General features: G+C 42.2%; 24 protein-coding genes. 18 read left to right on the top strand and 6 right to left on the bottom strand.

The features are described from left to right. The first annotated feature begins 65 nt into the window (after positions 1 to 65). The 17 genes from M3183_RS10455 to M3183_RS10535 all read left to right on the top strand — a co-directional run bounded on the left by M3183_RS10455 (position 66) and on the right by M3183_RS10535 (position 15,461). A complete protein-coding gene (locus M3183_RS10455) occupies positions 66 to 1,496 on the top strand; it encodes a sensor histidine kinase (RefSeq protein ID WP_251469266.1) in 1,431 nt (476 codons plus the stop codon). Continuing rightward, positions 1,493 to 2,065, top strand: coding sequence for an ANTAR domain-containing response regulator (locus M3183_RS10460; protein ID WP_251469267.1), 573 nt, complete (start codon positions 1,493 to 1,495; stop codon positions 2,063 to 2,065). The genes M3183_RS10455 and M3183_RS10460 overlap by 4 nt, the downstream gene beginning before the upstream one ends. Positions 2,066 to 2,249: 184 nt before the next feature. Continuing rightward, complete coding sequence (gene eutH, locus M3183_RS10465) at positions 2,250 to 3,509, top strand: ethanolamine utilization protein EutH (RefSeq protein ID WP_251469268.1); 1,260 nt, start codon at positions 2,250 to 2,252, stop codon at positions 3,507 to 3,509. Positions 3,510 to 3,540: 31 nt separating this feature from the next. Continuing rightward, complete coding sequence (gene eutS, locus M3183_RS10470) at positions 3,541 to 3,882, top strand: ethanolamine utilization microcompartment protein EutS (RefSeq protein WP_251469269.1); 342 nt, start codon at positions 3,541 to 3,543, stop codon at positions 3,880 to 3,882. 12 nt (positions 3,883 to 3,894) lie between these two features. Then, positions 3,895 to 4,395, top strand: coding sequence for a EutP/PduV family microcompartment system protein (locus M3183_RS10475; RefSeq protein ID WP_251469270.1), 501 nt, complete (start codon positions 3,895 to 3,897; stop codon positions 4,393 to 4,395). A gap of 154 nt (positions 4,396 to 4,549) precedes the next feature. Beyond that, positions 4,550 to 6,004, top strand: a complete 1,455-nt coding sequence (locus tag M3183_RS10480; protein ID WP_251469325.1) for an ethanolamine ammonia-lyase reactivating factor EutA — start codon at positions 4,550 to 4,552, stop codon at positions 6,002 to 6,004. A 16-nt stretch (positions 6,005 to 6,020) separates the two neighbouring features. Beyond that, positions 6,021 to 7,394, top strand: a complete 1,374-nt coding sequence (locus M3183_RS10485) for an ethanolamine ammonia-lyase subunit EutB (RefSeq protein ID WP_251469271.1) — start codon at positions 6,021 to 6,023, stop codon at positions 7,392 to 7,394. Positions 7,395 to 7,399: 5 nt separating this feature from the next. Then, positions 7,400 to 8,428, top strand: coding sequence for an ethanolamine ammonia-lyase subunit EutC (gene eutC, locus M3183_RS10490; RefSeq protein ID WP_251469272.1), 1,029 nt, complete (start codon positions 7,400 to 7,402; stop codon positions 8,426 to 8,428). 9 nt (positions 8,429 to 8,437) lie between these two features. Continuing rightward, positions 8,438 to 9,091, top strand: coding sequence for an ethanolamine utilization microcompartment protein EutL (gene eutL / locus M3183_RS10495; protein WP_251469274.1), 654 nt, complete (start codon positions 8,438 to 8,440; stop codon positions 9,089 to 9,091). Between the two features lie 56 nt (positions 9,092 to 9,147). Continuing rightward, complete coding sequence (locus M3183_RS10500) at positions 9,148 to 10,638, top strand: aldehyde dehydrogenase family protein (RefSeq protein WP_396953714.1); 1,491 nt, start codon at positions 9,148 to 9,150, stop codon at positions 10,636 to 10,638. Between the two features lie 19 nt (positions 10,639 to 10,657). Then, the gene (locus M3183_RS10505; RefSeq protein ID WP_066383679.1) at positions 10,658 to 10,951 is read left to right on the top strand and encodes a BMC domain-containing protein; all 294 of its coding nucleotides are present in this window, start codon (positions 10,658 to 10,660) and stop codon (positions 10,949 to 10,951) included. Between the two features lie 28 nt (positions 10,952 to 10,979). Beyond that, positions 10,980 to 11,633 (top strand): phosphate propanoyltransferase, encoded by a 654-nt coding sequence (locus M3183_RS10510; RefSeq protein ID WP_251469276.1) that lies wholly within the window; start codon positions 10,980 to 10,982, stop codon positions 11,631 to 11,633. After that, positions 11,630 to 12,304 carry a hypothetical protein gene (locus tag M3183_RS10515; RefSeq protein WP_251469277.1) on the top strand — a complete coding sequence of 225 codons (675 nt, stop codon included), beginning with the start codon at positions 11,630 to 11,632 and terminating at the stop codon, positions 12,302 to 12,304. Before M3183_RS10510 ends, M3183_RS10515 begins: the two co-directional genes overlap by 4 nt. Then, positions 12,305 to 12,583, top strand: a complete 279-nt coding sequence (locus M3183_RS10520) for a EutN/CcmL family microcompartment protein (protein WP_251469278.1) — start codon at positions 12,305 to 12,307, stop codon at positions 12,581 to 12,583. It begins immediately after the preceding gene. Positions 12,584 to 12,585: 2 nt separating this feature from the next. Further along, positions 12,586 to 12,987, top strand: coding sequence for a BMC domain-containing protein (locus M3183_RS10525; RefSeq protein WP_251469279.1), 402 nt, complete (start codon positions 12,586 to 12,588; stop codon positions 12,985 to 12,987). Positions 12,988 to 13,032: 45 nt separating this feature from the next. After that, positions 13,033 to 13,980: a malate dehydrogenase gene (gene mdh / locus M3183_RS10530; protein WP_251469280.1), complete on the top strand. Its 948-nt coding sequence runs from the start codon at positions 13,033 to 13,035 to the stop codon at positions 13,978 to 13,980. 398 nt (positions 13,981 to 14,378) lie between these two features. Continuing rightward, positions 14,379 to 15,461, top strand: a complete 1,083-nt coding sequence (locus M3183_RS10535; protein WP_251469281.1) for a YARHG domain-containing protein — start codon at positions 14,379 to 14,381, stop codon at positions 15,459 to 15,461. A gap of 100 nt (positions 15,462 to 15,561) precedes the next feature. Here the strand turns inward: M3183_RS10535 and M3183_RS10540 are convergent, their stop codons facing one another. From M3183_RS10540 to M3183_RS10555, 4 genes are all read right to left on the bottom strand, one after another. Next, the gene (locus M3183_RS10540; RefSeq protein ID WP_251469282.1) at positions 15,562 to 15,768 is read right to left on the bottom strand and encodes a hypothetical protein; all 207 of its coding nucleotides are present in this window, start codon (positions 15,766 to 15,768) and stop codon (positions 15,562 to 15,564) included. 1,254 nt (positions 15,769 to 17,022) lie between these two features. Next, the gene (locus M3183_RS10545) at positions 17,023 to 17,160 is read right to left on the bottom strand and encodes a YvrJ family protein (protein WP_042462125.1); all 138 of its coding nucleotides are present in this window, start codon (positions 17,158 to 17,160) and stop codon (positions 17,023 to 17,025) included. Positions 17,161 to 17,229: 69 nt separating this feature from the next. After that, on the bottom strand, positions 17,230 to 17,448 hold the full coding sequence (locus M3183_RS10550) for a DUF2922 domain-containing protein (protein WP_251469283.1): 219 nt from the start codon (positions 17,446 to 17,448) through the stop codon (positions 17,230 to 17,232). A gap of 100 nt (positions 17,449 to 17,548) precedes the next feature. Further along, the gene (locus M3183_RS10555) at positions 17,549 to 17,770 is read right to left on the bottom strand and encodes a DUF1659 domain-containing protein (protein ID WP_251469284.1); all 222 of its coding nucleotides are present in this window, start codon (positions 17,768 to 17,770) and stop codon (positions 17,549 to 17,551) included. 371 nt (positions 17,771 to 18,141) lie between these two features. On the opposite strand from M3183_RS10555, the gene M3183_RS10560 reads away from it, so the two are divergent. Beyond that, positions 18,142 to 18,774 (top strand): FMN-dependent NADH-azoreductase, encoded by a 633-nt coding sequence (locus M3183_RS10560; protein WP_251469285.1) that lies wholly within the window; start codon positions 18,142 to 18,144, stop codon positions 18,772 to 18,774. Between the two features lie 338 nt (positions 18,775 to 19,112). On the opposite strand, the gene M3183_RS10565 is transcribed toward M3183_RS10560, so the two are convergent. Both M3183_RS10565 and M3183_RS10570 read right to left on the bottom strand, forming a co-directional pair. Beyond that, positions 19,113 to 19,484, bottom strand: a complete 372-nt coding sequence (locus M3183_RS10565) for a hypothetical protein (protein WP_251469286.1) — start codon at positions 19,482 to 19,484, stop codon at positions 19,113 to 19,115. A gap of 100 nt (positions 19,485 to 19,584) precedes the next feature. Beyond that, the gene (locus M3183_RS10570; protein WP_251469287.1) at positions 19,585 to 20,100 is read right to left on the bottom strand and encodes an acyl-CoA thioesterase; all 516 of its coding nucleotides are present in this window, start codon (positions 20,098 to 20,100) and stop codon (positions 19,585 to 19,587) included. Positions 20,101 to 20,130: the final 30 nt, after the last annotated feature.

Below are 20,130 nucleotides of genomic sequence, written 5' to 3' on the forward strand. Positions count from 1 at the left end.
TCGCAAAAACAAACTATAATAGTTTCATGTAATTTGTCTTTCTATACGGTTAGGAGAATCATCATATGAATTACAGCTCAGTAGAGGAATTATGCTTCCAGCATACGAATCTATCAGATGAAGACGTTAATAGAATTAAAGAGGTCGTTGTTAATTTACCGTTAATTGCGGATATTAACAAAGCTAACGTTTTTATTGATTGTCCTACGAAAGAAGGAAAACATGCAATTGTTGTTGCGGAAGCAGTTCCCACAACAGCCAAATCAGTATATGAAAAATCGGTTGTAGGGAAATTTGCCTATGAAGCTTTTGAGCCATCTGTATTCCTCACGTTGAGAACAGGAAAACCGGCGTTCTCAAATCGTGCCTTAACACAGGAAGGGAAGACTGTCGACCAAAGTGTTGTTCCAATCAAAAGATTGGACAATCGGGTGATTGGAACTCTCATTATGGAGAAGGATATCACAGAATTGGTGCAGGGACAGATAAAAATGGAAGCGTTAACAGATACAACTGATGTTTTAAGTGGAATTCCCATGGGGACTGCAGAAAATAGACCGATTATTCCTGAAATGATAGAAGAGTCTATTTTTTATCTGGATCTAAATGGAAAGATTCTTTATTGTAATCCTTCCGGGACAAACCTCATCCAGGAAATTGATCAAGAGGGCACTTGGATAGGAAAACCATTGGTTTCCTACTTTCCAGTCATCAAAGAGATTTTAAAAGACCCTGATGAACTTATTGTTCAAGAGGCCAAAATGTTAAATAAGGTTTTTCAAATAAAGAAAATCCAACTAATAAAGCAAGAAAAAACCGGCGGCACCTTTGTTATTTTCAAAAATATTACCGAGCTCAGGGAAAAGGAAAGAGAATTGATTGTCAAATCAGTTGCAATACGCGAAATCCATCATCGAGTGAAAAATAATCTGCAAACGGTAGCAAGCCTTTTGCGTCTGCAAATGAGAAGAGGGCTGCCGGAGGAGAGCAAGGTTCATTTCGTGGAGAGCTTAAACCGGATTACAAGCATTGCATCTGTTTATGAAATTATTCTTTCCGGGTCAAGTGTAGATGATGTTGATCTGTATAAACTGATTGAGAAAATTGGCAATACACTTGTGTTAGAAGCAGAACATGATCACAAGCAGATTAGTATTACATACGCAGGTTCTCATTCTCGTATAAATTCTAATAAAGCGGTATCAGTGGCATTGGTTGTGAATGAATTAATTCAAAACTGTGTAAAACATGCGTTTAAGTCGCAATCTGCCGGGAAAATTGAGGTTATCTTCCATCAGAGAAAGGATCAAATGGAAATTCAAGTGATGGACAATGGTGAAGGATATTCACCATTGTCCAAACCATCACTTGGTTTAGATATTGTGAAATTGATGATGGAGCATGATTTGTCAGGTCACTTTTCGATTGAAAGAGCCAAGACAGGGACCATAGCAACTGTCAGATTCCCATTACAAAGGGAGGTGGTTCAACTGTGAAAAAAAGAATTATGGTTGTTGAGGATGAATCGATTGTCCGCATGGATATTGCATTTATGCTCGAAGATGCCGGTTACGATGTAGCTGCACAGGCAGGAGATGGAGAAAAAGCAATTGAACTAGCTTTTAAGCTTGAACCTGATTTAATCATTATGGACATTAAAATGCCAAAAGTAAATGGCTTAAAGGCAAGTGAAATTATATCCAAAAAATTGAATATCCCTATTCTCATTTTAACGGCTTACAGTCAGCGGGAATACATTGATAAGGCGAAACGGGCCAATATAGTGGGGTATTTGGTTAAGCCTATTACAGAAGCCAATTTAATTCCGGCGGTTGAAATAGCCCTGAAACAGGCGGAAACAGCTAATGCTTACAGACAGCAAGTTGAAAAAATGAACCAGCAGTTAAATGAAAGAAAAATAGTCGAAAAGGCAAAGGGAATCATCATGGAGAAATTTAATCTCCCCGAAGATGCTGCCTATAGAAAAATGCGAAAAATCAGCATGAACCAACAGGTAAATCTGGAAAATGTAGCAAAGCGGATTATATTAAAATATAACGCTTAAACTTTACACAAGTGAATAGACCGAGCAAAGGTGCTTTAGCGTTTTCGTTTTACGAAACCGCAGGGCACCTTTTTGTCTTTTTTACAGCCGTTAATATTTTTAATAGAAAAGTCTGCCAGTAAGCATGCTTACATTTTCCGTTTTAATAAATAGTAAACAAAACATAGTCAAGGAGGGAATTTTTATGGAAATGGTAGGAAAAGTAGTCATTTATATTATTATGACATGTGCCGTCTTAGGGGCTTTTGCCGCGATACGTAACAGTGATGAAGGATTAGGAGCACAATTCATGGAAGGGCTGCATGCTGTGGGGCATATCTTTGTACCAGCAGCAGGAATTATGGCATCCATTCCATATTTATCATGGTTTATTGGCAAAGTTTGCGGCCCATTTTTCTCAGCCATTGGTGCTGACCCGGCGATTGCGGCTACATCGATTTTGGCAACCGACATGGGCGGCTACCAATTAGCGGAAGTATTAAAGCAAACCCAAGAGGGCTGGATTATGGCCATGATCGTTGGTTTTATGGCTGGGGCAACAATTGTATTCTCGATTCCGATGGGACTTGCGATGCTGGATAAACGGGATCATAAATATATGGCGCTCGGAGTCATGGCTGGCGTTTTAACCATTCCGATTGGAGCGCTCATTTCCAGTACCATAATCTTTTTATCCAATTCTAAAGTTCGCGATTTCATTTCAACTACTGGTGAGGCAAAATACCAATTTGCTTTAGCTTATGGTCAAATACTGTTAAATTTACTCCCACTTCTTATTTTCGTTGTAGTCATCGCCTTAGGTCTCTATTTCTTTCCAGATTTCATGATCAAAGCCTTTATGTGGTTTGGACGAATTATGGATGCTGGAATTAAACTGGTGTTAGTTTTTTCAATCGTTGAAATTTTTACAGGTCTATTCTCGACGGTATTTGGCAGCTGGGGCTTTCATCCAATCATGGCTGATAAAGAAGACCAATTCCGTGCCTTGGAAACAGCGGGTTACATTGGAATTATGCTGGCTGGGGCATTCCCGATGGTGTATTTACTGCAAAAATATGCAGGAGGCCCGCTCGAATCCATTGGTGGTAAAATCGGTCTTAGCAAAGAAGGCAGTGCAGGACTGGTTGCTACAATTGCGAATATCCTGGCAATGTTTAAACTGGTAAAAACGATGCCGCCGAAAGACAAAGTGATTAATATTGCGTTTGCGGTCTGTTCAGCATTCTTACTTGGGGATCATTTATCCTTTTCAGCCAACTTTCAGCCGACATTAATTTTACCGATTATCATTGGAAAATTCTCTGCTGGATTAATTGGAATCGGTCTTGCTTACTGGTTATCCGTTCCGAAAGCACTTGAATTGGAGAAGAAAGACCGTGAAGCCGGCATCATTGGGAAAGATGAGTATTTGCCAAAACAAGAAAACGAATCAATGGCTGGTTAAGTAAAAACGGATCTCAAAGGAGGGGAATTGGATGAGTGAAGAGAAAAAACGGTTCATCCAGGAGTTTGTACCCGGGAAACAGGTTACGTTAAGTCATTTAATTGCCAATCCTGAACCTGATATGTTTGATAAGCTGGGGATTCAACAGGCCGGTGCCATGGGAATTCTAACGTTAACCCCAAGTGAAACGGTCATTATAGCAGGGGATTTGGCGACAAAAGCAGCGGATGTTCAAATTGGCTTTCTAGATCGATTTACCGGCAGCCTTGTCATTATTGGCAGTGTTTCCTCCGTACAGATGGCAATGGAAGAAGTCAATCGTTTTTTGTCAGAAGTACTAAGGTATACTCCGGCAGATATTACTAAGTCATAAGGGGTGCTGAAATTGGCAAAGAAAAATAGGGCGATGCTGATCGGTTCCATTGGCGTTGGAAAATCCACATTAACCAATGCCCTCCTTGAGAGGAATGCAGACGCGGTTAAAACCCAGACGCTGACTTATTATGACTGGATTGTGGATACACCTGGCGAATATACGGAAAATCCTTTATTCTACAAAAATATTATGGCAACTGCTTTGGAGGTAACCCATATCCTATTTTTGCAGGATGCAACAAAGCAAAAAACGATATTTCCGCCGGGATTCAGCACAGGTTTTAATAAGCTTCCCATTGGAGTAGTCACTAAATGTGATGCTGAAGGTGCAGATGTTCCGAAAGCGATTGAACAATTAAAACGGGCCCTGCCTAAAGGACCCATCGTTGTTTCCTCTTCGGTAACCGGACAGGGCCTGCAGGAAATTCGTGATTTGGTGAAATGCAATTCGCTGGTGGAGATGAATGAGGCCATGCAATCAGTATCCGATGATGTCGTGATTTTTGTCTGAAACCCTTTACAAGTGTCGGAAAATAGACTATATTACTAGTATAAAAATGAATTTGTGAAGGCAAAGGCGCCTTATATGAAACTATCTTTTCTTTAAGATGGTCCATATAAGGTGCCTTTTTTTCGTAGTTTTTTGCAGGAATGGGGTGAGTGCTATCAAAAAATATGAGCCTCAGCAGGAGGAGATCCTGAGTGCGGGTATTGATATTGGTACGAGTACAACAAAACTTGTGATTAGCAAATTTTCACTGATGAATATGGCTGGCGGCGCTCATATGCCGCGAATCGAAATCATTGATAAAAAAGTTTTGTATCGCAGCCCCATTTTTCGTACGCCGCTGCTATCCGCGACAACCATTGATATGAAAGCAGTTGATGAGCTGGTAAAGAAAGAATACCAAAGCGCTGGAGTAGAAACAAAAGACATTCAAACGGGTGCCGTCATTATAACAGGTGAAACGGCAACAAAGCAGAACGCCCAGGAAATGGTCCATCATTTATCAGATCAAGCTGGGGATTTCTTGGTTGCTGCAGCAGGACCGGATTTGGAAGGAATCATCGCGGCTAAAGGCTCCGGTGCCTATGAGTATTCAAAAAAGACAGGGAAAACCATTGCCAATATTGATATCGGCGGGGGAACGGCCAATGTTGCTGTATTCAAATCAGGAAAATTGTGCGGCACCTGTACATTACATATCGGGGGCCGATTAATTGAATTTTCCGGTAATCAGATAAAAAGCATTTCATCTCCTATAAAAGCATTGTTTCGGCAATGGGGTGATCCTTTCAGTGGTATGAGAGAAGGGGACAGCCGTAACCGCCAGGAAATAAAATCACTGACAGGTTTTATGGCTGCCGTCATTGCAAGAATGCTAAATCGTGAATTACTGCCAGCCGATCAGCCGCTGCTTCTGGGGCATGAACCAGATTGGCAGGAAGCCATTGATGCCATCATGTTTTCGGGTGGAATAAGTGAATGTCTTTATCATTATGAGGCCGGAACTCCAGCGACTGCACACTATGATGACATTGGTGAAATACTTGCCGCTTCTTTGCGGGAAAGCAAAGAGTTAGCTCAATGGCAATGGATTCATCCGGATGAAACCGTACGGGCCACCGTACTTGGTGCCGGTACACAAACAACGGAAATAAGCGGCGCCACGATTCATGTGGAAGCAAGCGACTTGCCAATCAGGAATCTCCCTGTGTTCCAAGTTCCGTTTCGGCATGATGTAAAGGATGGTCTAAAACGGATGCATGAGTCAGTGCAGCAGGCACTGGAAATATACGATTCACAGAGAGACGGGCAAAATTTTGCTTTATATATAACGGAACTGCCATATTTAGGCTTTCGGGATGTGCAGGAATTGGCTGCTGCGATATTAGACGCTATCAGGATAAAGCCAAATCCAGAACAGCCTTTAGTCCTTGTTTTAGAAAGCGATCATGCAAAGGTTCTTGGACAGACGATTAAGGTGCAGAAACCAAATCAAAGAATTATCTGTATTGATCAAATTAAAGTAGAGCACGGTGATTATATTGATATCGGACATTTGCTGCAAACAAATGTGGTTCCGGTCGTCATTAAAACATTAACATTCCATCATTAGGAAAGGGGGATATTCCTTGAAGCTGCAAACAACCTATTTAGGTACAGTCTATCAATTTACTTCTTTAAAGGATTTATTAGCCAAAGCGAACGAAGAGAAATCGGGAGACCGCTTGGCCGGCTTGGCTGCTGAAACAGTCCAGGAGCGAATCGCGGCAAAACTAGTTCTTAGCCATTTGACACTGGCTGATATCCGGGAAAACCCATTGCTGCCTCCTGAACAGGATGAAGTATCACGAATCATAGAATCACAGTTGAATGACCCCGTTTATCAATCAATTAAGAATTGGTCGGTTGCGGAGCTGCGTGAGTATATTTTAAACGACACAACGACCGGTGAAGATTTAAAGCGTCTCAGCCGGGGATTAAACAGTGAAATGATCGCGGCAACGGCTAAACTGATGTCCAATCTTGATCTTGTCCATGCGGCAAATAAAATTGAAATTTTAACAAAATGCAATATTACGATTGGCTATAAAGGAACCCTGGCATCCCGCCTGCAGCCAAACCATCCAACCGACAATGTGGAAGGCATGATTGCCTCCTTAAAGGAAGGTTTATCCTATGGGATTGGTGATGCTGTCATCGGGATTAACCCGGTTGAAGATTCTGTTGAAAGTGTCAAACGGCTGCTGCATGCCACACATAATTTTATTCAAGAATGGGAAATTCCAACACAAAACTGTGTGCTCGCCCATGTAACCGCCCAAATGAAGGCCGTCGAACAAGGCGCGCCTGCCGATATGATTTTCCAGAGCATAGCTGGAACGGAAGCGGCAAACCGGTCGTTTGGCATCACAGCCTCACTGCTGGAGGAAGCAAACGAGATGGCAAAGACATTAGGTACTGGAACCGGACCGCAGCGTTTATATTTTGAAACCGGGCAGGGGTCCGAATTATCAGCGGAGGCTCATTTTGGGATTGACCAAATGACGCTGGAAGCGAGAAATTATGGTTTTGCCCGCTATTATGATCCTTACATTGTAAATACGGTTGTCGGCTTTATTGGACCAGAGTATTTGTATAACAACAAACAGGTGATCCGGGCTGGTTTAGAAGACCATTTCATGGGTAAAATGCACGGTATTCCAATGGGTGTTGATATATGTTACACCAACCATATTAAGGCTGACCAAAACGACATTGAAGATTTAGGGGTACTGTTAACCGCGGCCGGGGTGAATTTTATTATCGCAGCACCGATGGGCGATGATTGTATGTTAAATTATCAATCTATGAGCTACCATGATGTCGCAACACTGCGGCAAACAATGAATAAACGACCATCCCCGATTTTTGCTGAATGGCTTGAAAAAATGGGCATTATGGAGAACGGGAAGCTAAGTAAGATTGCCGGAGATCCTACCATTTTTTCTAAAGGGAGGAGTTAACTAACATGAACCCTGAGCTAATTGAAAAAGTAACCAAACTGATTGTTGAAAAATTACAAACACAGAATGGCACGGGCAGCAGCCATTCACATGCATCTGCTGAACCAAAAACTGCAGTGAAGTTTTGGAATCATACATCGGCAGCATCTGTCAGTGATTTTCAGGCAGCAGCAGAACCAAGCGGGCTGGCAGAAAAAACAGCTGGGAATGAATTGATTACATTCGGAAGCTATTCTGAAAGAAGACAGGCAGATTCCAAAAAACGAATTGTAAAAGAACAAACCAAAGACATCGTTCACCCATCATCCGGAATTGAAAATCCATATGATCCGGAAGGGTTAAAAGAGCTAATAAGTAAGACCCCTGCCAGAATAGGGATTGGCCGTGCAGGATTACGGCCCAAAACAGAGACATGGCTGAAATTCCGTTTTGATCATGCGGCGGCTGTTGATGCTGTATATGGAACTGTCAATGAAGAGCTGTTAAACCGTCTTGATTTGTTCAAAGTCAGCACCATGGTTAGTGATAAAGAGGTTTATATCCGCCGTCCTGATTATGGGAGAAAGTTGTCTGAAGAAGCGAAACAGATGATTAGTGAAAAATGCCCGAAAGAGCCGGCCGTGCAGATTATTATTTCGGATGGTCTAAGCTCCAGTGCAGTGGAAGAAAATGTGGAGGATGTTTATTTGTCACTGCAGCAGTCACTGAAGAGCCTGGGAATTGATACCGGCATCCCATTTTATATTGAAAAAGGCCGTGTGGCCGTGATGGATGATGTCGGTGAATTGCTGCAGCCAAAAGTGATTGTTCTCTTGATTGGTGAACGCCCAGGGCTTGTCAGTGCAGAAAGTTTAAGTGCCTATTTATGCTATATGCCAAGAAAAGGAACCATTGAAGCAGACCGGATGGTTATTTCAAACATTCATAAAGGAGGGATTCCTCCTGTTGAGGCTGGTGCCTATATTGGAACGGTTGTTCAAAAAATCCTGAAATATGAAGCCAGCGGTGTATCGCTTGTGCAAAAGGAAAGCTAGGGGGAATGAATGGTGTTGGAACGTATTTATGCAGACATATTGGCTGTTCGAATTATCCCCAATGTTGACCCTGATTTGGCCAAACAATTTAATCTTGAACCACACCAGCGCAGTTTAGCCATATTTACTTCAACCGTAGATGATATTGGTTATACAGCTTTGGATGAAGCGACCAAGAGGGCCGATGTGGACGTTGTCTATGCCCGCTCCTTTTATGCGGGTTCAGGTCATGCTTCAGGACCGCTGTCAGGCGAAATGATTGGGATTTTAGCAGGGCCGTCACCTGATGAAGTACAAAGCGGAGTTGACGCGGTACGGCAAACGGTGGAAACCTCTGCCTATTTTGAAGCGTTAAATCCTGAAAAAACCCATGCCCTATACGCTCATGTTGTGTCCAGTACGGGTTCCTATTTATCAAAAGAGGCAGGAATAAATCGAGGCGAGGCGCTGGCCTATTTAATTGCTCCGCCATTAGAAGCAGTTTACGGTTTGGATGCAGCTTTAAAAGCTGCCGATGTGAAATTGGTGAAGTTCTTCGGACCGCCGTCTGAAACAAACTTTGGCGGTGCACTGTTAACCGGATCGCAATCGGCCTGCCAGGCAGCAGCGGATGCTTTCCGTGAGACCATCATCGATATCGCTGAAAATCCAATCAAATATTAATGATAAGGGAGTGTGTCAGAGTGCAATTCGATCACGATCTCCAATCGATACAAGAAATGCGGGATGCAGTGAAACGGGCAAAAGAGGCACAATTAAAATACCTATCTTACACCCAAGAACAGGTAGATGAAATTGTGAAGCAAGTGGCGCAGGCTGCTTACGCCAAATCGCTTGAGCTCGCCCAGATGGCTGTAGAAGAAACCGGAATGGGTGTCGTGGAGCATAAAAAAATGAAAAACGAAGTAGGCTCGATGGCAGTCTACGAATCTATTAAAGATGAAAAGACAGTTGGCATCATTCGTGAAGACCGGGTGAACAAAGTGACAGAGGTTGCCTATCCTTACGGGATTGTTGCTGGTATCATTCCGACAACCAATCCGACGTCAACTGCCATTTTTAAGACATTGATTTCATTAAAAACAAGAAATGCAATTGTGGTCAGCCCGCATCCGCGTGCCGTGAACTGTACAGTGGAAGCGTTGAAAATCTGTCAGGAGGCTGCTGTAAAAGCAGGAGCGCCAGATGGGTTAATCGGCTGGATTTCCAAACCGTCGATGCCTGCCACTAATGAATTAATGAAGCACCGGGATGTAAATGTCATTTTAGCCACAGGAGGCGGCGGACTGGTAAGAGCCGCTTACAGTTCCGGTAAACCTGCTTATGGTGTAGGACCAGGGAATGTTCCTTGCTATATTGAAAAAAGTGCAAATGTTGCGAAGTCAGTCGCAATGATTGTGGATAGCAAGTCCTTTGACAACGGTACAATTTGTGCCACAGAGCAAGCGCTTGTTGTTGATCGAAACATCAAGGAAATAGTCATTCGCGAGTTTAAGAATAATGGGGCTTATTTTCTCAGTACGGAAGAAAAAGTATTAGTTGAAAAAGTGATTACCCTATCCCCAGGGCATTTAAATCCAGCCATTGTTGGTCAATCCGCATATAAAATTGCTGAAATGGCAGGTGTCACGGTTCCACAGGAAACAAGGGTGCTTATTGCCGAAGAAACGAGAGTTGGCAAGGATGTCCCGTTTTCAATAGAAAAATTATCACCAGTCTTCCCGCTTTATACGGCTGACAGCTACGAGGAAGCAAAAGAGTATTGCTTAAAACTGCTGAATCTTGGCGGCAGGGGCCATAGTTTAGCCCTTCATACCAATGATGAAAGCATCGCTAATGAATTTGCCCTGGAGATGCCGGTATCAAGATTGATGGTCAACACCTTATCATCTATCGGTGCTGTCGGCGCAACTACTGGGCTGACGCCTTCATTAACATTAGGATGCGGTTCCTTTGGCGGCAATATTACTGGTGATAACGTAACAGCACGCCACTTAATTAATATTAAGCGCATGGCCTATGGCACGAAAGAAGTATCCGTTCCAAAGCCGTCTATAAAGGCGGCAGTCAGCAGTAAATCTGAAAATAGCCCGCTGGATGTTGAAAAAATTGTCGGCCAAGTACTGCAGCAGGCAGTTCCCAAGGGAGAGGTCGACGCAAAAGTAATTGCTGAAATGGTTAATCAAGTAATTCAAAAAATATCAAACTAACTTTTAGGAGGAAATGAAAATGAGTAGAGAATTAACAGCATTAGGAATGATTGAAACAAAAGGATTAGTAGCATCTGTTGAAGCAGCTGATGCCATGGTTAAGGCAGCTAATGTTCATTTAATCGGTAAAGTTCATGTTGGCGGCGGTATTGTGACTGTTTTAGTCCGTGGTGATGTTGGGGCAGTAAAGGCTGCTACTGATGCCGGAGCTGCTGCAGCTCAGCGTGTCGGCGAACTTAAGTCTGTCCATGTTATTCCACGCCCGCATAACGAATTGGAAAGCATTTTACCAAAATTAGAGATTCAAGAGTAATAGATTAATAAGGTAAGGAGCATGAAACATGGACCAACAAGCGATTCAAGCGATAGTGGCGGAAGTGGTTTCCCGGTTACAGGGAACTTCTCCCCAAGATGATTCAATCCCTATCGCAGTTTCTGCTCGACATTGTCATTTAAGTCAAAGCGACCTGGAAGCTCTTTTCGGTGAGGGATACGAGTTGACAAAAAAAGCGGATTTATCACAGCCTGGTCAATTCGCTGCAAATGAAACCATTACAATTGCGGGACCAAGAGGAAGCCTTGAAAAAGTGCGCATTCTTGGTCCTGCGCGTAAGATGACCCAAGTGGAAGTGAGTTTAACGGACTCGATTAAATTGGGCAGCAAACCTCCCCTCAGGGAATCAGGGGATATTGCCGGATCCGCAGCGATTACCCTGGTAGGACCAAAAGGCAGCCTTTATAAAAAGGAAGGATTAATCATTGCCCAAACTCATATTCATATGAGTCCTGACGACGCCGACCGTTTTTCCGTAAAGAACGGAGAGTATGTCAAAGTGGAAGCCGGCGGAATCCGGCCGGTAACATTGGGAAAGGTGTTAATCCGCGTTTCTCCAAGGTATAAGCTTGAAATGCATGTCGATACAGATGAAGCCAATGCCGGTTTTATTACCGGAAAAACAAAAGGGAAACTTATTAAGTATGAGGCAATGTCATGATAACACGGCAAATGATTGAGCAAATTGTTCAAGAAGTCATCAAACAATTGGCCGCTAACGAAAATCATCAAGATAGCCATGATAAGCCAAAACTGCTGGTGATCGGTGAAACATCTTTTGTTGAACCGGACTATTTAGCGAAAATGAAAACAAAATGGGACATTATCAGTGATAATGAATCTGAAAAGGTAAAATGGGATCAAGTGGATCAGGTACTGATTTTGCATGCGACACAGGATTTATTGGTAAAGGGTGCATTAGGCATATTTGATACTCGTGAAAGTAAACTGCTTTCGTGCTGCTTGCTGGAATCCATACCTGTCACGATGATTCCAACGGTTTTTCTAGAGAAACAGCTATTTAATAGAACAACTTTGAACAAACCTTATGTTTTACAGCTGCAGAAATATAAGGAGCAGCTAGAGAATTTTGGCGCCTGTGTGGAAACATGGGGGAATTTTCTGACCAAATCAGAGAAAGCAGCTGTACCAGATCAAGAGGAATCTATAACTGAAAAGAAAAAGCTGATTTCCCAAAGGGATATACAAGATTATAAGGAATCCATCATTGTGGTGGATAAAGATACCATCATCACCCCGCTGGCACGTGACACGGCCCGGGAATTAGGGAAAAGTATAAAGGTAATTGAAGTAAAAGGGGCGGAAAAATAAATGCAAATGGGCACAGTAATTGGAAATGTCTGGGCTACCAGGAAAGAGGATGAATTGACGGGTTTGAAATTTTTAATCGTTCAGCCTGAATTAGCAGACCGGACTTCTGCCGGTACACCATTTATTGCCGTGGATCGGATTGGTGCAGGGTTCGGCGACCAGGTTCTCGTTACCCGGGGCAGCGCAGCCAGCCATATGTCCAATGATAAGAAACTGCCCATCGATGCCCTCATAATTGGAATAATTGATTCTGTTGATGTTGAGAAAAGAGGTGAATAATCATGGGTAGAGCATTAGGAATGATTGAAACAAGGGGTCTAATTGGGTCTATTGAAGCTGGAGATGCTATGTTAAAATCGGCAGATGTCACCTTGGTTAAACAGGAAAAGATAGATGGAGCTCTCGTAACCGTACTTGTACAGGGAGACGTCAGTGCTGTTCAAGCTGCGGTTGATGCGGGGAAAGCGGCAGCCGCTAGAGTCGGTGAACTTATTTCCGCTCACGTTATCCCGCATCCGGATGAATCTATTCGGGAGGTTTTATTAAAGAGTGACCATAATGTGAACGAAGCAGAGAAGAAAAAGGAAGATGCTGCTGAGGCAAAAGGGCCGGCTAAAAAGAAGACAGAGTCTTCCCAATCAGCCAGAACGAAACCAGCTGAAAAATCCGAGGAAGAAAAATAATCCTTATTTCAGATAAACGAATCAGGCAATGAACGGAGGAGAACCATGACATTTAAACGAAGGAAAATTGCGGTTATTGGTGCTGGTTTTACCGGTACAACAGCTGCTTTGATGCTTGCCCAAAAAGAACTGGGGGATGTAGTGATTGTAGATATTCCATCGCAAACAAACCCAACTAAAGGGAAGGCGCTTGATATGCTTGAGGCAGGCCCCGTTCAAGGTTTTAATGCCAATATTACCGGCACCTCCAAGTATGAAGATATCCAGGATGCGGATTTGGTGTTAATTACAGCCGGCCTGCCAAGAAAGCCGGGAATGAGCCGCGATGATTTAGTCGCTGTGAATGAGAAGATTATGATCGAGGTTTCGGAGAATGTAAAAAAATTCGCACCAAACAGCTATATTATCGTGTTAAGCAATCCCGTCGATGCGATGACTTATGTTTGCTACAAAACGACTGGTTTTCCTAAAAACCGTGTCATTGGCCAATCAGGCGTATTAGATACGGCTCGTTTCAACACATTTGTTGCTCAGGAATTAAATGTATCGGTTGATGATATCAGCGGTTTCGTCCTTGGAGGCCATGGGGATGATATGGTTCCATTGGTCCGCTATTCCTATGCAGGCGGTATTCCATTGGAAAAAATCCTCCCTCCGGAGAGAATTGAAGCCATTGTGGAAAGAACCCGGAAAGGCGGCGGAGAAATTGTTAACCTCCTTGGGCAAGGAAGTGCTTACTACGCCCCGGCCGCATCCATGGTTCAAATGGCAGAAGCCATCTTAAAAGATAAAAAGAGAATTTTACCATCCATCGCGTACCTGCAGGGCGAATACGGCTGCCATGATCTTTACTTAGGTGTGCCGACAATTTTGGGCGGCAATGGAATTGAAAGCATTATAGAGATTCCTCTCACAGCTGAAGAAAAAGCAGCATTGGACAAATCGGCTCAATCTGTCCAGAATGTCATGTCCATTCTGGTTACTGCAAAATAGAAACATAGAGTGTCAGGCACCATCTTAATAAGATTGGTGCTTTTATTTTATCTAGTCACAAAACGTCAGTGAATAAAGAATTAGCAGAGTCGCTTGAGAATGCCAAAACCAAGCGTGTTCGCCTAATTAAAACGTTCAGCTGGCTGGACATTCCTCGGTTTGTAGTCACCCATCACATATCCTTCTGCACAAATATTCATGAACAATTTTCATCCATTGATTTTTTTATTCCATGTAAATTTCCAATACAGCAAAAATATCCACCTGCGGCTATGATCTATCTTTTTATAAAAATTTAACGTCTTTTAGGAAAGGATACAATTCTTTAGTCGTATCTATATAGGAAGAAATACCTTTTTCAAACAGCAATGTCATATCTCAATCAGGGGTGAGGAGCCGTGGCCAAATTATGTTCTAACTGTGGCAGGGAATTGGGGGCAGAGGATAAATTTTGTACAGAGTGCGGGACAAGGGTGATACAGGTCAATCTATCTTTAGAAAAGGATTCATCATCACCTAATGAAGGTACATTGTCAAAAAGGCAATCAGGCACAAAAAAGTGGGTACCATTGATCATTACTTTTTCCGTAATAGGGCTTGTGATTGCTGGCATTGCAGCTTATTTCATTATTGTTTTTCTTAAAGACTCCAGGCAGGATGCTGCTTCGGCTGTTTCTATTCCCGGGAAAACGGTAGAGAATATTTCATTAAAGATGGAAGAAGATAGCAGGCAGCCAGAAGCCGGCAGGGAGGAGTCAATAATCGAAAGGTATACGAAAAAGCTAAATGCCTTAAAAATCCATACATCTGGAATAGATATTTCTATTGGAGGTTGGAAAATAATAAGCGAGAATGGAAGAGTATCATTAGATGCCTCCCAGATTCCGGCAAAAGATTTAGCACGAATTTTTGACTTGTATGATACAGGGAACGTAAAAGCTTTGAAAAACTGGGCGAAAGACGTGTATTACATAGCGGAAGATTTGTCACAGGAGCTTAATGACAAATGGTCGATTGAAGCAGGCAATACATGTGTTTCAGAGTATCCAGCAACACTTTCTAATGCCGATCTATCAGCCTATTCTGGTTCATGCGGCTATTCCATCCCCGTTTTGACTGGAACGGAAAAGGATGATTTATCATTAGTTATCCATACCAGCGTATTCGGCAAAGCAAATGATACTTCACCCCCGCCCGCGCCAAGCCCGGTTCCTCTATCGGGTGAGTTTATTTTTCCTTATAGTGATGTGCTGAGGTTAACAGAGAGTGAAATCGCGCCGCTTTCACTCAGCCAGCTCAGGCTGGCGCGAAATGAAATTTATGCCCGCCATGGCTATATTTTTAAATCTGCGGATTTACGGGAATATTTTTCAAATAAGTTATGGTATTACCAGGATCCATCCTTTGATGAAACGTCCTTAAATAACGTTGAAAAATATAATGTGGAATTGATTAAGAATAGGGAAAGTTTCCTTAAGTGAGGAGGAGAGCAGGGAGTTCGAAGGGGAGCAATTATTAATAAGTAAATGTGAAGTTTATGCAAAAACCAAGGGAAATCCCCTTGGTTTTTTAGAAGAAAAATTACCGCCATGGGGGTCTCCATCCAGGAACTCCGTATTGGCTATAAGGTGTTGGCAGTTGAGGATATGATGTGTTGTGATGATTAGGGTTATTTTGGGAGGTTGGGTAATGCTGCGGCGAGTGTCCTAAAGTATGGTGATTATATTGGGCCATACAGCCTCCGCCAGGTTGTCCGGGATGTGGACCTGTAACAATATGATGCGACAATTTTTTCACCTCTTTCATGTGCTGTAATATATTTTATGAGAAAAAAACAATGGCGTGTCCATTTTGACATGGGGAAGGTGCCTTTTTCTATTTAAATGGATGGCTAGTTTTTTATATGCCTTGTTTTTCTGGTTCATAGTTTATTAGAATTTGACGGAACCGCATTTGGTGATGCAGAATTTGGTCTTGGTGATATCCCTTTTGGTGATTTTTTGAAACTAACCGTGTCCGTGTAATCCAGCAGAAAAAGCATGGGGCAGATCCCATGCTTCATTTGCTAGATGAAAATAATTTTATGAAAGACACTTTACCAGTTATAGGACAGAATTTTGTCCTTCATGAGTATGATGAAGGACACCTAACAGTTTAGAAGGCAAGTTTTTGTCCTTCATGAGCGTGATGAAGGACAAATCCCAGTTTAGAAGGCAGGATTTTGTCCTTCATAAGCGGGATGAAGGACAAATCCCAGTTTAGAAGGCAGGGTTTTGTCCTTCATAAGCGGGATGAAAGACAAATCCCAGTTTAGAAGGCAAGATTTTGTCCTTCATAAGCGGGATGAAAGACAAATCCCAGTTTAGAAGGCAGGGTTTTGTCCTTCATAAGCGGGATGAAAGACAAATCCCAGTTTAGAAGGCAAGATTTTGTCCTTCATGAGCGGGATGAAGGACACTTCATAGTTTAGAAGGCAGGGTTTTGTCCTTCATGAACCAGATGAAGGCCACTTTCCAGTTTAGAAGGCAAGTTTTTGTCCTTCATGAGCGTGATGAAGGACACATCCCAGTTTAGAAGGCAGGGTTTTGTCCTTCATGAACCAGATGAAGGACACCTTTCAGTTTTAAGGCAAGATTTTGTCCTTCATGAGTGTGATGAAGGACAAATCCCAGTTTAGAAGGCAGGGTTTTGTCCTTCATAAGCGGGATGAAAGACAAATCCCAGTTTAGAAGGCAAGATTTTGTCCTTCATGAGCGGGATGAAGGACACTTCATAGTTTAGAAGGCTAGGATTTGTCCTTCATGAGCGTGATGAAGGACAAATCCCAGTTTAGAAGGCAAGATTTTGTCCTTCATAAGCGGGATGAAAGACAAATCCCAGTTTAGAAGGCAAGATTTTGTCCTTCATGAACCAGATGAAGGCCACTTTCCAGTTTGTAAGACAAGGATTAGTCCTTCATGAACCGGATGAAAGACACTTTACCTGTACCAAGCCAACGTTTTGTCTTTCACATCCCTAATCCCTAAGCCGCCCTTGATCTCTTCACCCCTTCATACGTTCGGGCAGGCTTTGAATCGACTGGACCACTAAATCAAGTTTTGATTCAATACGATAAAGCAGATAAAGGGTCACGACGATGGGGAAGCCGACTTCACTGATGAGCGGAATGATTTGTTCCACAGCGCTTCACTCCTTTCTTTTTTGTAAAAAAGAGACCGGATTCCATCACGAAATCCGGCCCCTTCTCTGTTAGTTTATTTCATAATCGGTCACGTTTCTTTCTACGACTCTTGCCCCTTTTACTACGGCAAGATTCCCGCTGGCAGTGGAGAAAATATCAGCCGCAATAATTTGTTCCATAGCTGACTTCACCGCAGCCTCATCAATCGGCTCCTTCGGATTATCAATCGTTACATTAGCCGACTTTCCAAACTCAGTACCAAACTGCAATTCTAATGTTTTCGCCATTCTCTTTCACCTCCTTCAGTTTCAGGCCCACTCGTGGCCATTTGTCCATGCGGGGGCCTGAAATTTTTCATTGTTCCCCAGCCATCCCTATACTTCTAGATTATTGGCCTAGGATTTCTGAGCTGTCATTACGCTCAAGATTATACAGCGTGTCATTGGTTAGTCCAGAAATAGCTGTGCCTGCTTGGAATAATTGATCAGCAGTGGACTCTTTTTTGACATTGCTAAACGTTTTGGATTTTAGAATGGGTTTCCCTTCTTCATCCATACCCACCTGGAATACCAGGCGGAACTTTGTACCAGTTAATAATGCTTGTGCCATGGTCTATCACCTCCTTTCACTTTCTATATAGGAAAAAATGAGTGTAAAGGACAGGGAGGGGACAATTTTTTTCTAAAAGTATTTGAACTTCATATGGTCAATGGAAGAACCGAACGAATTTCATAGAAATAAAGATTGAAACGAAGGCTGGGCTGAACCAATGAAATGGATTTATTTTAAGAATAATTGAACGAACACGTGAATGTTGGCGGGAAGAACAGGGAAGAGAGGAATTACCGCTTCCCTGCATTGTTATTGAAAGCATTTTATTGCCCCTTTCTTCCATTATTGTCAATCTGTTTAGATTGACTCATATTATGCATTCATATATCATGAAATCGAGATATTTTTTAAAAGGAGTTTTTAGTATCATGAATGTATTAGTAGTAAAAGCAAATAATCGTCCAGCCTCTCAGGCTGTTTCTAGTAAAATGTATGAAACCTTCATGGAAAATCTGGAAGGTGTGAATGTCACGACTTATGATGTGTTCGCAGAGGACATGCCTTACATGGGGCAGGAATTATTCGGTGCACTTGGAAAACTGCAATCCGGTGAAGAGTTGTCTGAAAGCGAGAAACGTATTGTTGAAGCAAGACAAAAAGCCATGGATGCTGTAACAGCAGCGGACGTTGTGGTATTTGACTTCCCATTATGGAACTTAACCATTCCAGCTAAATTACAGACGTTTATCGATTATGTATATGCTGCAGGATTCTCATTTAAATATTCAAAAGAAGGCCAATTAATCCCATTGTTGACAGATAAAAAGGCAGTTATTTTAAGTGCCCGCGGCGGTGTGTACTCAACACCTGAGACTGCACCAATGGAAATGGCAGCCACTTATATCAAAAATGTTGTCGGCGGCGTCTTCGGTATGGAAATCGTGGATGAAGTCATCATCGAAGGTCATAATGCAGAGCCGGATAAAGCCGAAGCCATTATTGCTGAAGGCTTAAATAGAGTAGCAGAGTCAGCTAAAAAGCTTTCTGCAGTAACAGTTTAAGAAATAAAGCATGGGTTTTAATCCATGCTTTATTTTTATATCATCTATTCGTTATGGAAAGCATCGCCGGTATTTTCATCCTCGAAGGAAAAGCGTTTGTTTTTTCAAGGAGGGCCCAGCCAGTTTTGTATCCTTAGGTAACTTGCTCTAGAAGCGATGGCTATGAAACATCTCGATGCTAAAAAACCTTCGGCTCTAAAAGTCAAAAGCGACTTTCAGGGCCGAAGGTTTTTTGCTGGCCTTTAGGCTGATCACTAAAGAAAGCTGCTGATAATATTCAGCACTGGAACAAGCAGTTTTTTATTCTCAGGTCAGGCATTTTAGCTTGAGCTTATTTATTATTGAACCAAAGTAGGTCCTACCAGCGATTCAGGCGGCTGGCCAAGGGCAAGGAGGCTTAGTTTGGCATATCCGTTTTTCTTGTAATTTGAGAAGATATCTTTTAAATATTGAATATCATCTTCATTTTGCAGCTTTTGAATTTCCTTTTTATACAATCGAATCACAGAGCCATAGACAAAATCAGGAGTATTTTCTCCGGGATCTTCATTCATTAACAGGCATCCCATGTATTGATATTTGAAATGAAGTGCCCGTGTAAGATAGACGATATCTATGAATTTCTCAAAAAGAACTGGATTTTTTCGTTGAAAAAAAGTAAGTTCAGCTTTTGCAGAAGTGAGATCGTTAATATTTGATAAGGTTAGCATTAATATTTCCCTCCTAATTATATATCCCGTATGAGTCCGATTGGTGCAGCTTACATTTAGTGAAGCGGGATGGAAAAATCCCCGCTTATTGATGTTTCACTTAATCCCAAGGTTTATCTAATGAAATGTATTCTGCTAGTTCTTTACTCTTTGTTCTTCTTAATTTTCGAATTTCAGCTCGTTCTTTGGCTGTTTCATAGAGGAATTTTTCCTCTTCAGTTTCTGGAATCACACCCGGCACTGGAACTGGTTTTTTATTTTCATCGAGAGCGACAAAAGTTAAAAAGGCAGTTGCTGCGATACGGCGGTCACCTGTACTGATATCTTCTGCAATAACCTTACAAAAGATTTCCATTGAGGTTCTTCCTGTAAATGAAACAAATGATTCAACACAAACAGAATCTGTCTGATGAATCGGACATAGAAAGTCAATTGAATCGGTAGAAGCTGTTACACACTCTTTTACCCTGGAATGTCTGCGGGCTGATAATGTGGCAGCATCATCCAATTTTTTCATTAAGATTCCACCAAATAGTGTATTATAGTTATTTAAATCACAAGATAATACTTGTGCAGTATTTACAATCCGGCTTTCACTCGCTTTTTTTGCATTCATTTCTATTAGTCTCCCTTTCCATTTTGGATT

Source organism: Neobacillus mesonae (genome assembly GCF_023715155.1).
GTDB lineage: Bacteria > Bacillota > Bacilli > Bacillales > Cytobacillaceae > Neobacillus > Neobacillus mesonae_A.